The organism is Methanosarcina sp. 2.H.T.1A.6, from assembly GCF_000979455.1.
Lineage (GTDB): Archaea > Halobacteriota > Methanosarcinia > Methanosarcinales > Methanosarcinaceae > Methanosarcina.
Genome location: NZ_JJOY01000014.1, coordinates 51,497 through 66,800 on the forward strand (window position 1 = coordinate 51,497; position 15,304 = coordinate 66,800).

The 15,304-nt window shown below is 41.9% G+C and carries 12 protein-coding genes and 1 tRNA gene; 4 read left to right on the plus strand and 9 right to left on the minus strand.

The genetic code is table 11. The features are described from left to right. Positions 1-126 precede the first annotated feature (126 nt). Positions 127-285 carry a hypothetical protein gene (locus tag EO98_RS18705; protein WP_156164118.1) on the minus strand — a complete coding sequence of 53 codons (159 nt, stop codon included), beginning with the start codon at positions 283-285 and terminating at the stop codon, positions 127-129. A 291-nt stretch (positions 286-576) separates the two neighbouring features. On the opposite strand from EO98_RS18705, the gene EO98_RS03855 reads away from it, so the two are divergent. The 3 genes from EO98_RS03855 to EO98_RS03865 all read left to right on the plus strand — a co-directional run bounded on the left by EO98_RS03855 (position 577) and on the right by EO98_RS03865 (position 2,780). Then, positions 577-1,230, plus strand: coding sequence for a phosphoribosyltransferase (locus EO98_RS03855; protein WP_048141494.1), 654 nt, complete (start codon positions 577-579; stop codon positions 1,228-1,230). Between the two features lie 133 nt (positions 1,231-1,363). Further along, positions 1,364-1,621 carry a hypothetical protein gene (locus EO98_RS03860; protein ID WP_048141496.1) on the plus strand — a complete coding sequence of 86 codons (258 nt, stop codon included), beginning with the start codon at positions 1,364-1,366 and terminating at the stop codon, positions 1,619-1,621. Between the two features lie 163 nt (positions 1,622-1,784). After that, positions 1,785-2,780 (plus strand): cation diffusion facilitator family transporter, encoded by a 996-nt coding sequence (locus EO98_RS03865; RefSeq protein ID WP_048141498.1) that lies wholly within the window; start codon positions 1,785-1,787, stop codon positions 2,778-2,780. A gap of 212 nt (positions 2,781-2,992) precedes the next feature. Here the strand turns inward: EO98_RS03865 and EO98_RS03870 are convergent, their stop codons facing one another. From EO98_RS03870 to EO98_RS03905, 7 genes are all read right to left on the minus strand, one after another. Next, positions 2,993-4,372 carry a sensor histidine kinase gene (locus EO98_RS03870; RefSeq protein ID WP_052734547.1) on the minus strand — a complete coding sequence of 460 codons (1,380 nt, stop codon included), beginning with the start codon at positions 4,370-4,372 and terminating at the stop codon, positions 2,993-2,995. 152 nt (positions 4,373-4,524) lie between these two features. Next, positions 4,525-4,923, minus strand: coding sequence for an MASE3 domain-containing protein (locus EO98_RS03875; RefSeq protein WP_048141500.1), 399 nt, complete (start codon positions 4,921-4,923; stop codon positions 4,525-4,527). 276 nt (positions 4,924-5,199) lie between these two features. Next, on the minus strand, positions 5,200-6,771 hold the full coding sequence (locus EO98_RS17380; protein ID WP_052739196.1) for a PGF-pre-PGF domain-containing protein: 1,572 nt from the start codon (positions 6,769-6,771) through the stop codon (positions 5,200-5,202). A 456-nt stretch (positions 6,772-7,227) separates the two neighbouring features. Beyond that, positions 7,228-7,299 (minus strand) — tRNA-Thr (locus EO98_RS03885). 562 nt (positions 7,300-7,861) lie between these two features. Then, positions 7,862-8,872, minus strand: coding sequence for a class I SAM-dependent methyltransferase family protein (locus EO98_RS03890; protein ID WP_048141502.1), 1,011 nt, complete (start codon positions 8,870-8,872; stop codon positions 7,862-7,864). Between the two features lie 779 nt (positions 8,873-9,651). Further along, on the minus strand, positions 9,652-10,665 hold the full coding sequence (locus tag EO98_RS03900; RefSeq protein ID WP_048134465.1) for a transcription initiation factor IIB: 1,014 nt from the start codon (positions 10,663-10,665) through the stop codon (positions 9,652-9,654). Between the two features lie 192 nt (positions 10,666-10,857). Further along, entirely contained in the window at positions 10,858-11,118 is a 261-nt protein-coding gene (locus tag EO98_RS03905; protein WP_048134510.1) for a Gar1/Naf1 family protein, read from the minus strand. A 321-nt stretch (positions 11,119-11,439) separates the two neighbouring features. On the opposite strand from EO98_RS03905, the gene ppdK reads away from it, so the two are divergent. Then, positions 11,440-14,100 carry a pyruvate, phosphate dikinase gene (gene ppdK, locus EO98_RS03910; protein WP_048160032.1) on the plus strand — a complete coding sequence of 887 codons (2,661 nt, stop codon included), beginning with the start codon at positions 11,440-11,442 and terminating at the stop codon, positions 14,098-14,100. Between the two features lie 226 nt (positions 14,101-14,326). Here ppdK and EO98_RS03915 read toward each other — a convergent pair whose 3' ends face one another. Continuing rightward, positions 14,327-15,292, minus strand: coding sequence for a polyprenyl synthetase family protein (locus tag EO98_RS03915; RefSeq protein WP_048141586.1), 966 nt, complete (start codon positions 15,290-15,292; stop codon positions 14,327-14,329). Between the last annotated feature and the right edge of the window lie 12 nt (positions 15,293-15,304).

A 15,304-nucleotide genomic window follows, 5' to 3' on the forward strand; every position in this document is an offset into this window, starting at 1 on the left:
TAACATTAGATATTCAGCCATCTACTTTAATAAATATATTAGTAATTGTATTATAACATTTTGATATAGTAGCCATTTATAAAAGTTATCCATAATTCTGATAAAAAAGCAAGCAGCTCCTGAAAATTAAGCAGTTCCTATAAACATAAAGTATTGGTTTTCCAGAAGGACTCTTGAGTTCAACACTACAAGAAATATTACATGTGCAACATACACACTGAAGAATTCTACCAGAGCCAGCAAATATTTGAGAATTGAATGGATATTTTTGAAAGTTTTATTCATTTAACTTTTCTGTTTTAGCTTTATTCATTTGACTTTTCTGTTTTAGCTTTATTCATTTGACTTTTCTGTTTTGGCTTTATTCATTTGACTTTTCTGTTTTGGCTTTTCCACACTGGCTCATTTGCCATCACTTTTAGTAATTATATATAAACGGTGTTATCCCTGAGTAGAAGCATATGAGAGTTTAAATTTAAATTCGTAATAATCTATACATTTAAGGGTTTAAACATAGATAATACAAATAAACAGAACTTATGAATTAATCCGATTAATAAGGAATTGAGGGGAACAATGGCAATCTTTAAAAATAGGGCAGATGCAGGAAAACGACTGGCAAAAGAACTTATGACATACTCAAACCGTCCGGATGTACTGATACTGGCGCTTCCGCGGGGCGGGGTTCCCGTAGCTTTTGAAGTTGCAAAAAAACTGAATGTAAAAATGGACGTTTTCGTAGTTAGGAAGCTGGGAGTTCCTGGCAATGAAGACCTGGCAATGGGAGCAATAGCATCTGAAGACGTCCGTGTATTGAACGAAGACATTGTAAGGTCTTTCAAGATACCTGATAGAGTAATTGCTACGATAGCTATAAACGAACTCAGAGAACTGGAACGCAGGGAGCGTATTTACCGCAGGAACCATCCCAAACTGAATATAAGTGGCATGACTGTAATCCTGATAGATGACGGGATTGCAACCGGAGCATCGATGCATGCAGTAGTTGAAGCCCTTAAAACTAAAAACCCGGCTAAACTGGTAGTTGCAGTCCCCACGGCTTCCCCGGACACGCGCAGTTTCTTTGAGGACAAAGTAGATGAAATAATCTGTATTACTACGCCGGAGCCCTTTTATTCAGTAGGCACCTGGTATGGAGACTTCAGCCAGACTACGGACGAAGAAGTCTGTGAACTGCTGGATAAAGCAAGGAATTTTTCATCGAAATAAGCTCGCAGGTAAATCTGCTGCTAACTCGTGACCAAATCCCAGGTAAATCTGTTATTCATTATTAGCTCATAAGTAAATCTGTTATTCAGGCACAGCCGATCTGCAGTTAATAAGTAAATCCTGAAGGGAGAATATGAACGCATCATTAAATACTGGTAAAAGAGATGATGAAGTCCGTATCCCAATTGCAATCCATCTAGAGGGAATTCTATCTACCCCGGAAGGAGCCGGGGAAATTGTTGTTTTTGTGCATGGAAGCGAGACCATACGCCACAGCCCACGCAACAAGTACGTTGCAAAGGAACTTAAGAGAAGCGACTCTGGAACCCTTTTATTTGATCTTCTTCGTCCGGGAAAGTATAACGAATATAACCTATGGTTATACAAATAAGGCATGATAAAAAACAATATCGAATGACATGAATTAATACGGGACTGACGAAAGAGAATATTTATATCTGTTGATCGCTTATCTATATGTTCTGGTTTAAGGTATATAATACAGGTATAAATTTAAAATTTATTCAAATAAATCACGGCTTTTCTGAGAAATTATGAAAGGAACTGATAGTACAGATAATGAAGCCTTCTCTAACTCCGAGGAGACGGAAAACACCCGGTATTCCCAGGCAATTTACGTAACAAAGGTTGCGATGGCTTCAAACATTTTGCTGACAGGTTTTAAGTTTTTTGCAGGGATAATGGGTAACAGTTCAGCAATGGTTGCTGATGCCGCCCATTCCACGTCAGACTTCATGACCGACATCGCAGTAATAGCAGGTTTAAAAGTTGCCAAAAAGCCCAGAGACAGCACGCATAATTACGGTCATGGGAAAATCGAGACCCTGTCTGCTGCATTTATAGGACTGGTGCTCGTTGTAGTGGCTTTCGGGATTTTCTGGGGCGGGCTTCAAAAGGTTATTGCTTTTTATCAGGGAGAAGTGCTGCCAGCTCCAAGTGGGATTGCTCTTGCTGCAGCAATCCTCTCAATAGTGATAAAAGAGTGGCTATACCGCTACACCATAATATATGCCCGGAAACTTAAGAGTGATGCACTGATAGCAAACGCCTGGCATCACCGTTCAGACGCCTTCTCTTCAGTAGGGACAATGGTTGGAATCGGAGGTGCAATCCTCCTTGGAGGCAAGTGGGTGGTGCTCGACCCGATAGCCGCCGTAATATTGAGTTTATTTATCTTCAAAGTGGCATTCGATATATCTTACAAAAACCTGAACGAACTGCTGGAAGCTTCACTGGACTCAGGGACCTATAGAAGTATTGAGGAAATCCTGATAACCACGGAAGGCGTGCTGGGCTTCCATGAATTAAAAACCCGGAAAATAGGGAATGCCATGGCTGCAGATGTCCATATTGAAGTAGACAGAAGCCTGAACATTGTAGATGCACACGAAATCTCAACAAAGGTAGAAGACAGGTTAAAGGAAGTCTGCGGCAAAAATGGCCAATTCTCAATTCATGTGGAACCCTGTTCGGACTCGAATTCGGATTCAGGATACGAAGGAAAAAATGAAAAGCAGAGACTCTCCTGAAATAGAAGGTTCTTTTTAAAACATAAGCTCCTTTAACTTTTTTCACCATTTTTAAAAGAGAGTTTATACATTGAACAGCAGTTTCAGCTTGACCCGAAAATCCATCAGACATCGGCACTTTCTGCTACATTTATCCCCATTACAAACTTCGTCCCCTGATCCCTTTTAAGTTCGATACAGCCATCTATCTGTTCAACGAGAATATTTACAAGCTAGAGCCCAAGAGAATCGACAGTATTAAAATCAACGGTTTCCGGAATACCCCTGCCGTTATCTGCTACCATTAATGTGTAATCAAAACCCCTTTCACAGCCCATACCCTCGCCTGAATGTCCTGTTTTTGAAGCAGGTTTTGCTGCCCTGCTGAGACTTATTCGAATTTCCCCTCCCTCCCCTTCAGGGAAAGCATGCTTCAGGGAATTCGAGACCAGTTCGTTGACAATAATTCCAAGAGGAATTGCAGTGTCCATGCCAAAATTAACCTGTTCAAGGTCAAGTTTGAGGCTTATATTATCGTTGCCCACAAGATATGAGTTTAACAGGTCTGCAGTCAGTTTCCGGAGGTAGGCTGCAAAATCCAGAGTATCTATGTCATCACCTTTGTATAACTCTTCATGAATGAGAGCCATAGAAGCTACACGGTTCTGGCTTTCCCGGAAGGCTTCAAACATTTTTCTGTCGCTGAACCTTTCTGCTTCGAGACTGAGCAGGGAAGAGATTACCTGCAAATTATTCTTTATCCTGTGATGGATTTCTTTTATGCGGGCTTCCTCAATTTGTCGTAGAGTATCTTCTGCCTTTTTACGTTCGGTAATATCGTGAACAAATCCCTGGAATTGCCCGGAAGTTCCGGAATCTTTCGGAAGCTTCTGGAAAACCTCCCTGACCCATCTAACCTCTCCATTTTTTCTCTGTACCCTGTACTCGATTTCGGTAGATAGATCCGGATTAGAGACTGATTTTTTAATGTTCTCAAGAAGCATGGGACAGTCTTCAGGCACAACTACTTCTGCCCATTTAACCCTGTGAGAAAGAAAGTCTTCCTTACTGTAACCTGTAATCTCTTCAACCGCCCCATCCATGAAGGTTGTTTCTGCATTTTCATCAAACCGGAAACCTATAAGACCTTCGATATTTTGCACCAGTGAAGAGTAGGCTCTTTCATTTGTTTGAGGAAACACAATTGAAGGTTCACTTTCAGGTTCTTCTATTTGCACACCGAGCATCCTGTAAATACGCCCCTGATCATCCTGAAGAAAAAATGTTTTCTGCCTCAAAGCTCCTTCACTCTGTTTAAGCTCCCTGAAAAGAATGCTGTAAGGCTCACTGAACCCAGTAGACACAATTGCCGTGTAGATCAGGTAGAAAAACAGCAGTTTAAAATAGTGCCCAATAGCAAACGAAAAGTCATCCACCTGTGTAAACGTGGTGGCAGTCAGTTCTGAGAGAACTGTCAGGATTATGGAGGCTGCGAGCAGCCTGAAAACATGGTTTTCAAACCGATCTCCCTTTAGATAAAGAAGGATCAATGAACAGACAAGCGTTAAAGAGATTACATACTCGCTTATCTGTCTTTCCGCAGATGTCTTCAAAAAAATAACATTTTTCCTGCTATCGTTTTTGGAGATTTATTTTAAAATTTGCAGTTATAATTTCAACTGAAGCTTAGGAAAATGGATGCTGGAAGTTTTCAATGAAGGCAAAAAGCCACAAATTTTGGAAAATATCAAAAACATATGTTTAGTTAAACATGAAGTTTTTCAGAAAAAACGATCGCAGAAAAAATTGTGAAAATTGAAAGGACATCTGCGGAAAGCCGGCTTATGACTTTAAATGCAGTTAACCCTACACCTTCAATATAAGCAACCGGAAAAATCTCCATCCTCTCATATGACAAAGTATGTAAAAGGTCCAGGGTGCCAAAAAAGAAACAAGAAATTTCTATCAGCAAGAGATACCTGTTTTCCAGAAATGTCTTGGATTCCCATGCAACCAGAAATATTACATACGCAATTATGACACTGAATAACTCCACAAGAGTGTGGAAAAAAAGGTTGTTACTAAGGTTAATCAGATGGAGCAAACTTATTACGACTGCCCAGAATATTATTTTGTAGATTACGATCCGAGAATTCTTATCCACTTTGCTAAATACATTTACCCCATTTGAATATTATTTAGGTATGCAGAGGAACTACTGAGTTTATATTATTTATAATATATCGCCATAAAAAATCACACTATAAATTAATATAGTTACTAAAAAAAGTTTGACTTAGAAATTTACATATAACAATATTTTTGGAATTATTTTTAGATTTCTGCCCAAAATCTTTTTTCTGCTTGCTAATATCCATCCAAAAAAAATAAATGGGAAGATAATCTTCCCAAACTGGCAATATTCTATTTGATATTTAAGTTACATTTTTCTGTAGAAGTAGAGACAACAAAGGCCAACTGCACCAACTATCAATATTACAGTTACGGGACCGAATCCAGAATCCCTGGAATTTTCAGAATTATTTTCGGACATGTTCAGATCTGTTGATTTATTGATTTCAGATTTTACAGTTGGTTCTGTGGATTCAACCCCGATCTTTTCTCCTGTAATTACAAAGGAAGAAAAACCCGGAGTTTCAGCTGTGAAATGCAGGACCTGTTCATCTTCGTCTACAAGCTTTACTGGAAGCTTAACCCATTCTTTGTTTTCGTCATCGTATCTGAAAAGAGCAACAGAAGACTTGTTTATATGGGTATCCAGAATCCAGGCATTATTCACCTTGAAGCCTATTGATTTATTTTCAATATCCTTTGAATTTCCATAGCCAGCATTACCGACCCATACGTTGAATGATTTGTAAACAATACCTTCCGGAAGGTCAGAAACAAGAGTAGACTTATTCTTCAGGTCCTCAACAATGGTGGTAGTCTTGCCTACAGTTTTCTTTGCTTCAAACTTTATGAATTCAATACAGGTTGCATTCTGTGGGAAATTGAACACTACAGGCTTTCCGTTCGTGATGAAGGTCTGTGAGATCTCTTTAGATGCGACATTATTTGCAGGTTCAGGAGAGCCACCAGCTCCACCAGAAGAACCACCGGAGCTTGAGCTGTGATGACTGCCGCCTGAACTACTTCCAGTGTCTTCGACGGGGGTTTCTACTGGGGTTTCAGTTGGAGTCGTGACAGGTACAGTGGGTTCAGCAGGCTTCTCTACAGGAGTAGTTGTATTATTGATTGTGTTATTGGAGGGTACTTTTGGTTCTACAGGTTTCTCAGGAGTTGTAGTATTGTTGGTTGTATTATTTGCAGGGGGTTTTGGAGGTTGCTCGGGATCTTCAACATTATAGTCAGGTATAAGAGTTACAACCTGTTTACCTGATGCATCTGTGTGGATCTCTACATTATTTATGGAGTAATACCATTCTGGATAACCAGTTTCCATTGCCACTCCACAATCTATGAACTGACAATTTTCTGCTCCAACAGCAGTAAGATATGTTCCCGACATACCTGTTCCACATTCTATGAACTGTGTATTCAGAGCAAAAATCCTATTATCAGTAATTGCTGCCATACCGATATCATAATGTATTATTTTACTATTCCTAACCTCACAACTTGAAAATCCGGCAGGAGTAGCACAGATCCAGGAATTACTACCATTATTCTCACCATTAAAAGTGAATCCATCCATTACTCCGTTTACTGGTCCATATAAATCACTAGCCTGAAATCCACCTTGAATTATTGTATTAGCATTTCCGGATTTAGACTTTATAATCAAGTCAGGTATTTCTACATAAATATCCTCAGTATAAGTCCCAGGCTCAACAATAATTGTATCTCCTGCAGTTGCATTATTAACTGCTGCCTGTATAGACTCACCATTGTGAACTATTATGTTCGCTGCAGCACCTATTCCAGAACCTGCCATTAAGATTAAAAAGGCAGATAAAATTGCAAGAAAGCGGTTTTTCAATTTCCACACAATGAACACCCAAAGAAAGTATTTTTTAATGACTTCGTCTCAAACAATAATATAAGGAAGTAGACTTTAGACTCACATAGGAGTTATTTATCTGACTTTGGTATTGATGAAGAAGTCAATGACTAATTTTAAAAGATTTATTAATAATAAAGAATTATATTAGTAGAATAGAAGATAGTATATAATATTGTCGAACAGTTATTAATATAACTGTAGACTTATATATTTAAGCAAAGGCTTGAAAATACATACTGGGGCTTAAAATGTGCAATCTGTAATGTTCAACCAATTATAAAAGCAAAAAATGTTAACGTTTCGTCAACGACAAGCTGATATTTCCAGAGATTTGCATTCTTGCAGTTTCTTTCTAATTGTCAGGATAACTAAAACAGTATTGAAACCGCAGACAACTTATAAAGCCACCCACAAAAAGAGGACACAAAACAAAAAAACAAGAGCCGTCGGGGGGACTTGAACCCCCGGCCTGCTGATTACGAATCAGCCGCTATACCGCTAAGCCACGACGGCACATAGATTAAAGAATAAGCAGACTTAAAATAGCGATAAAGAATTTAACCATTTCGCTCGTGAGAGTTGTTTCCTTCCCGCAAAGAGAAGAATTAAAGAGAAGGAAAGCAAAAACTGCCAGTTACTTTCTTGCTCTTTAATAATTATTTTAACTTATTATTTTTCTCTTTTCTGAAAGTACTTGAGATAAAACCATATAAAAATAAGAGCAACCAAAACTGAGAAACCTATCATGAAATAGGCAAATGTGGACATCAGAAATCAGCTCCCTGTAGAATTCTAAGTATGATCTGTAATTAAGCAGTTTTAAGCAACCTTATTGAAATTGTACCTGCAAATGTTTAAACATTTCTTTTACACAGGCTTCAGAATATTAGATCATACGGTTCCTTTTCTTCCTGCAAAAAATATTTTATATATTATATTTTAATTGGCACACCCTGGCTACCAGTTACACCCTGGCTACCAGTTACACCCTAGTTGCCAGTATAAGTCGCCCGGCAGAGAGATTTTCATGCTCCGACCTTTGCGAGAGGTCGAGAAGCGAAAAATGGCAGAAATCTCAAATTACCCTTGCTTCGATGCATATATTATACTGGTGGGGGGCATAGGAACGGACTACTTTTTCCTCCAGAATTTCAATCTTCCGCCCTGCTTTTTCCGCAGCTTTTCTGATAAGTTCGACGGAGCTTTCGAAGAGATCGTCTTCATGAGTCATTCCGTAATAGTGGATTATGCCACCTGGTTTTGTAAGGAGGACAGCAGAGTCAAGGAACTCATGGGCACTGTGAGGAAGGTTCATGATTACATGATCGGCAGTGCCTGCAAACCTTTTTGCTTCTTCCCGGGCATCGCCTTCGATTGCTTCAATGTTTTTTGCGGAGTTAAGGGTTATATTTTCCCTGAGATAGCGGACAGCATCCGGGTTTTTGTCGATTGCCACAACTTTTGAAGGCTTTTTGCTTTTTGCAAACAGGATGCTGTAAGGACCGACACCTGCAAACATATCGACAACGGTATCGCCGTCCTTAACCCAGGCGAGGATTCTTGAACGTTCAGTAGAAAGACGGGGAGTAAAATAAGCTTTTGAAAGGTCGACTTTGTAGCGGCAGCCATACTCCCTATGGATGGTTTCGGTTCTGGGCTCGCCTGCAATTACCTCAAATTCCCTGATCCTGAACTCTCCGATAACAGGAGTAAGAGGCTTGACAACGGTTTTTATGTTTGGCTGGGCAAGAAGGAGGACATCGGCGATTTTGAAGGCTGTTTGTGAGTCCAGACTCTCGTCTTCCAGAAGCGCAATATCTCCGATGAGCTCATAAGCCGGATTGAAACCAAGAAGATCTCCAGGTGTGGGTTTTTTCTCCTGAGGCTCAAAATCAAACTCAGCAAGTTCAGCTTCCGCAGGAAGATCTGCCAGCTCATGCGAAAGAAGCTCTCTGGAAAGGGGAAGATAAAGAAAAGTTTCATCCGAACCTATTTTCAGAGAATTATCAAGGAGTTCAAAATCAAGGAGTACTCTCCTTGCAGATTCTCCTTTCTTTTTGGGAATTTGTATGCATTGTCGCTTCATAGAACTCCTACCTTCTGAAACTCTAAAGCTATCCTTTTGTTATTAAGTTTTCTCAATATCGAAATTGAATTTGGGACTTATTTTAATAAGGGACTTATTTCAGGAACTTTGTTTCCAAAGGCATCTTTAGACTTGAAATGATATTAAAATAGGAATTATCAATAAGCGTTCAAACAGATGGAGGGGAGTTAATCTGGCACCTGGACTGACCATATCGGAACTCAGAACTATATCACTTAGTCTACAAATAGCAACTCTATTACTTTACATAATAAGCGTTGGGGCTTTAAAGAAAAATAAATCGAAAAAAGAAGGAATAACAAAACATGGAAAAATAGTAACTGGGGGATATGCTCTTGCGATATTATCCGGCCTTTACATGTTATATTCCGCTTACAATTTAATCATTGCCGGGAAAGCCCCTTCAGTCATATATATTCATGGCCTTTTTGGAACCATAGCCCTGGCTTTTGGTTTTATCTTTGTAATTAACAGATGGAGCTGGAAAACTCTTCAAAATATGAGAATACAGCTGGCTTTATGGATACTGACCTTTAGTGGTGGGATATTGATCTATCTCACTCTTACCGGAAAATTATGAGGAAAAAAGAAAGAGAAATGTATAATTATAAAAATTAAACGCGATATGAAAACAGGATATATGCACAGCTAAAAGGCTCGATCTGAAGAAGACTGAACACAGAAAAATAGGGCACTTATACCCTGCACATACCGGAAAACCCTTTAATCAGGCTGGAAAATAAAAAAAGAAGAAGAATTTAAAGGATAATCTCAATATCCAGTTCTTCTGCTAGTTCCTTATACCTGTTCCTTATGGTAACTTCCGTAACCCCGGCAACATCTGCGACTTCCCGCTGAGTTCTCCGCTCACCGCAGAGAATGGATGCAATGTAAATTGCAGCTGCTGCAACTCCTGTTGGGCCTCTTCCGCTTGTAAGTTCTTTTTCTGATGCTTGCCTGAGGATCTCAACACTCTTTGACTGGACTTCTCCTTTCAGGTTAAGCCCGGAGCAGAACCTCGGGACATAGTCGATTGGGGAAGTTGGCATGAGTTTCAAGGCAAGTTCTCTGGAAATGAAACGGTAAGTCCTTCCGATTTCCTTCCTGCTGACCCTCGAAACCTCTTCGATCTCATCAAGAGTCCTCGGGACACTGCACTGGCGGCAGGCAGCATAAAGAGCTGCTGCGGCTACGCCTTCAATACTGCGGCCGCGGATAAGGTTCTTGTCCACAGCTTTTCTGTAAACTACTGCCGCTGTTTCCCTGACAGTTCTCGGCAGACCCAGAGCAGAAGCCATTCTGTCCAGTTCGGAAAGGGCAAAAGCCAGGTTTCTTTCAGTTGCGTTACTTACACGAATTCTGCGCTGCCATTTTCTTAAACGATAGAGCTGCGCACGGTTTTTGGAGGAGATAGACTTTCCATAGGAATCACGATTCCTCCAGTCAATCATTGTGGAAAGCCCCTTGTCGTGGATTGTGTATGTCATGGGCGCACCCACACGGGAACGCTTCATACGTTGATCGTGATCGAAAGCTCGCCATTCGGGCCCTTCATCCACAAAATCGGCATCTACGACAAGTCCGCAGTCACCGCAAACGAGCTCTGCCCGCTCGTAGTCGTGAACAAGGTTCCTACTGCCGCATTCCGGACACACGGCCTTTTCGTTCTCAAAACTTTGCTCCTTTTGCTTCTCTTTGCGAGCTTTGATCATGGCACGTATTTTTTCTCTTTCAAGAGTGTCCGAATAGCGAACCCTTTCGACTTCTACCATATTATATCACCTTACAAATTAACATGACTATGTTTATGATTCCCTGCAATCTCAAGCCTGCACAACATAAATTACAGTATATATATAAAAGAAGGGATACGAAAACTTGCGGCTATAACTAGCAAAAAACATATAAACCAGTTAAAGTTAACCATAACAAAGGATTTAAATCTTCATCGACAATCAGAGATCTCACCGAATATAGACTCTTTCATTGACGAGAGCCCGAATTTCTGAATCAGGAATTTGCCTAAAGCCCCTCACTAAAAAATATGGATGGTTCACAGGTCCAAAGACACTGGCAATTGTACCAATCCGACTCAGGGCTTTGTCAACAACAACCGAATTCAACTTTGGAGGACTACCTGAGACATTATCGGGTTTTACCTCATCCCCTCTAATTATCAGGTTTTTAGGACCTGACCTGTGCAACACGGTACCGAGTCGTTTCATATCAGCCACGAATAGTTATGCCTCTCTGCGCAGGGTAGAATACCCCGGCTTCGAGTGGATTAAACTGTCAGTCCCGAATAAGAATATATATTATAGACTGAGAAGCATATGTAGTCTACGTTTATAACATATAAAGATATCGCAAGACCTATATTATACATTGATTGGAACTAAATTGAGAGAGTAAAATATAAGATACAGTCAAGGAGAACCACAAGCTTATATATTAAATGGACATTGTTGGCAACAACCAGGCCTTAGGTCTGGGGAATTATCAGACTCTAACTCCGATTAATGATCTCGTTTCAGGGAGGAGAATCATTGTCTAAGTTCGTATATTTTTTTGGAAAGGATGTAACTGACGGCAAAAGTAGTATGAAAGACCTGCTTGGAGGTAAGGGTGCAAACCTTGCCGAGATGGCAAATCTCGGAATTCCCGTACCACCTGGCTTTACAATAACAACCGAAGTCTGTGTACTTTATCTAAAGGAAAAGAAATATTCCGCAGAACTGCTCAGACAGGTCGAAGAAGCAATCGATCGATTAGAAAAACTAAATAATAAAAAACTGGGAGACCCTGAAGATCCACTACTTGTTTCTGTAAGGTCCGGAGCCAAAGTATCCATGCCAGGGATGATGGACACCGTCCTGAATCTGGGGCTTACGGACAAATCCGTGATTGGACTCGCAAAAAAAGTTAATGATGAAAGATTCGCTTACGACTGCTACAGAAGATTTATCGCCATGTTTGGGGACGTGGTGCTTGGAGTTGAATTCAGAAAATTCGATTCCTTAATCGAGGACACTAAAAAGGAAATGGGGATTAAGTCCGACACTGACCTCGATGCAAAAGCATTAAAAGAATTGGCAGAAAGATTTAAGGAAGTAATCAAACTCGAAAAAGGATTTGAGTTTCCACAGGATCCTAAAGTTCAGCTTCAGATGGCAATTAATGCTGTTTTTGATTCATGGAATAACCAGAGAGCCATCACCTACAGGAAACTCAATGACATTGATGACAGCTGGGGTACAGCTGTTACTGTACAGACCATGGTTTATGGGAACAGAGGAAACACCTCAGGTACAGGCGTTGCTTTTACAAGAAACTCATCTACAGGCGAAAAGAAGTTCTTCGGAGAATACCTCATCAATGCACAGGGCGAAGACGTGGTTGCCGGGATAAGGACCCCTGCTTATATTAATACTCTAGGAGACAAAATCCCGGCAGCATATGCCCAGCTTGTGGATATTTGTCAGAGACTTGAAGCCCACTTCAAGGACATGCAGGACATAGAGTTTACCATTCAGGAAGGAAAACTCTACATGCTGCAGACCAGAACCGGAAAGCGCACAGCTGCCGCAGCCGTAAAGATTGCAACGGACATGGTGGCAGAAGGGCTCATAGACAGGGAAACTGCAGTAAACAGAGTAAAAGCAGAACACATTGACCTGCTCCTGCACCCGAGGATTGACCCGGAAGCAAAACTGGAAATAATTGCAAAAGGGCTTCCCGCATCTCCCGGAGCAGCTGTAGGAAAGGTAGTATTTACTGCCGAAGCTGCTGAAGAGATGGCAGAGTTAGGCGAAAAGACAATTCTTGTCCGCACCGAGACCTCTCCGGAAGACATCGGAGGCATGGCAGCTGCGCAGGGAGTCCTTACCGTGCGCGGAGGGATGACTTCTCACGCCGCAGTCGTTGGTAGAGGCATGGGCAAACCCTGTGTCGTTGGTTGCGGAGAGATCTCAATCGATATGAAGAGCGCTCACTTCATGGTAAACGGTTTCACCATCAAAGAGCACGAATATATTACGATCGATGGAAGTATCGGAAGCGTCATAATCGGGAAAGTAGACCTGATTGATGCCGAAATAAATTACGATCTGAGAAAGCTCCTCACATGGGCTGACGAGATAAGGACTCTCGGAGTAAGGACAAACGCCGACAACCCGGCTGATGCAGCCCTTGCCCGCGAACTCGGTGCAGAAGGTATCGGGCTTTGCAGGACAGAGCACATGTTCTTCGGAGAAGATAGGATCCCTGCAGTCAGGGAAATGATCATGGCCGAAGACGAAAAGACCAGGAAGAAAGCCCTCAAGAAACTGCTCCCCATGCAGAAAGCAGATTTCCTCGGAATCTTCCGCAGCATGGAAGGCCTGCCTGTAACCATCCGGCTCCTTGACCCACCTCTGCACGAGTTCCTTCCTGATAAAGAAGAGCTCGATGAAAAGCTCAGGGAACTTGAAGCCTCTGGGGATTGCGGGAAAATCGATGAGATAAAAAAAGTTATCAAGCGTGTAATTTCCCTTAAGGAACTCAACCCCATGCTCGGGCACAGGGGCTGCAGGCTCGGGATCACCTATCCTGAGATCTACAACATGCAGGTACGTGCAATAATGGAGGCCGCCTGTGAACTTGCATCTGAGGGAATGGAGATTGTTCCTGAAATCATGATCCCACTCGTTGGCCTTGTAAAGGAACTCTCCCTTTCCAGAGAGGAAGTCTGCAAGATGGCAGAAGCTGTCATGGCTGAAAAAGGCGTAAAGATCGACTACAAGGTAGGAACCATGATCGAACTGCCCAGAGCCGCAATCATTGCAGACCAGATCGCAAAGGAAGCCGACTTCTTCTCCTTCGGAACAAATGATCTGACCCAGACAACCTTCGGGTTCAGCAGGGACGACGTATCCAAGTTCGTGCCTATCTACCAGAAGGCAGGAATCCTTGAACACGACCCCTTCGCAGTCCTGGACCAGGAAGGCGTAGGCGAGATCATGAAGATTGGTATACAGAAAGGCCGCTCCGTCAAACCCAACCTCAAGATGGGAATCTGCGGAGAACACGGCGGAGAGCCGAGATCCATTGCCTTCGCTCACGAAATCGGTATTGATTATGTGAGCTGCTCCCCCTACAGAGTCCCAATTGCAAGGCTTGTAGCTGCACAGAGCACAATGGAAATGAAAAACACAAAAGGAAAAATCTAAAATTTAAAACTCTGGCGGGACCATATCCTGCCATTTTCTTCTTTTTTTGAAAAACAGCTCTTAGGAGCGTAGCAGCTAACCCGCATTTAGCCTGCTTCAGGACTTAAATAAATCATCCCATGTTGCACTAATCCTCAAAAACCAGAAATCGAAAATTCAAAAAAAGGCGATCGAATTGCAGCAGGATCTGCCGCAATCCTTCAAGAAAGATAAATGTTCAGAAACTTCAGTATTCCCTTGCAATCATATAATCGGCAATCTGAAGGAGGAGATCCTTTTCTGGACAGTCTTTCAGAACATCCAGTTTTGCCTTGCCTTCATTGATATATGAGATTGCAAGATTTTTCACGTAATCGAGTGACCCACATTCGGTAAGAGTCCGGACGGCTCCTTCGGTTTCTTCGATAGTGGCTTCTCCTTTTCCGAATATGTCAAGATTTATGCCTTTCCTGAAAGCGTCAATGACAATCAGGGTATGCTTCCCTTCCATAAGGTCACTGCCTCTTACCTTTCCAAGTATTTCTTCAGGAGAGATCATGTCCAGAACATCATCGTACATCTGGAAGCCAATTCCTATAAGACGACCATATTCGGATAAGGCCTCAGCAACCTCGTCAGAGGCTCCACCGAGGAGAGCACCGATCTTGGCTGCGGCTGCATAGAGGACAGAGGTCTTCTTTTCCACCATTTCGATGTACTCAAGTTCCGTTACCCTATCCCTTATTTCGAAGTCCATGTCAAGCCACTGCCCTTCACAGATTTCGGTACAGGTCTTTGAGAGGACATCCATGCACTTTAAAATCCTTACAGGTTCGTTATCGACCTTTGACAGGATCTCGAAAGCTTTGGAGTAAAGGGTGTCTCCGGCAAGGATAGCACCGGCTTCGCCCCATTTAACATGAACCGCAGGCATTCCCCTACGGACGTCGTCCTTATCCATAATATCGTCATGGATCAGGGTGAAATTGTGTACAAGTTCCACAGCCACTGCTGCAGGCAAAACGGATCTGAGATCGGAACCTACAGCTTCTGCTGCCAGGATAAGAACCGCCGGACGAAGGCGCTTTCCGCCAGCGTCCACAAGATAACGAGAAGCTTTGTACAGCTCCTCGGGACGGGTTATTGGAAGCAGTTCGTCAATTGCAGCATCAACATGGGTACTTCTTTTTTGAATCTCATCAATAAGCGTCATAAGCATCACGAG

What these genes read in the sequence shown, in the direction of transcription:
- EO98_RS03905 (WP_048134510.1), bottom strand. Translation starts at nt 11,118, where the DNA reads ATGAAACGACTCGGTACCGTGTTGCACAGGTCAGGTCCTAAAAACCTG.
- EO98_RS03915 (WP_048141586.1), bottom strand. Translation starts at nt 15,292, where the DNA reads ATGACGCTTATTGATGAGATTCAAAAAAGAAGTACCCATGTTGATGCT.
- EO98_RS03900 (WP_048134465.1), bottom strand. Translation starts at nt 10,665, where the DNA reads ATGGTAGAAGTCGAAAGGGTTCGCTATTCGGACACTCTTGAAAGAGAA.
- EO98_RS18705 (WP_156164118.1), bottom strand. Translation starts at nt 285, where the DNA reads ATGAATAAAACTTTCAAAAATATCCATTCAATTCTCAAATATTTGCTG.
- EO98_RS03865 (WP_048141498.1), top strand. Translation starts at nt 1,785, where the DNA reads ATGAAAGGAACTGATAGTACAGATAATGAAGCCTTCTCTAACTCCGAG.
- EO98_RS03860 (WP_048141496.1), top strand. Translation starts at nt 1,364, where the DNA reads ATGAACGCATCATTAAATACTGGTAAAAGAGATGATGAAGTCCGTATC.
- EO98_RS03855 (WP_048141494.1), top strand. Translation starts at nt 577, where the DNA reads ATGGCAATCTTTAAAAATAGGGCAGATGCAGGAAAACGACTGGCAAAA.
- EO98_RS03890 (WP_048141502.1), bottom strand. Translation starts at nt 8,872, where the DNA reads ATGAAGCGACAATGCATACAAATTCCCAAAAAGAAAGGAGAATCTGCA.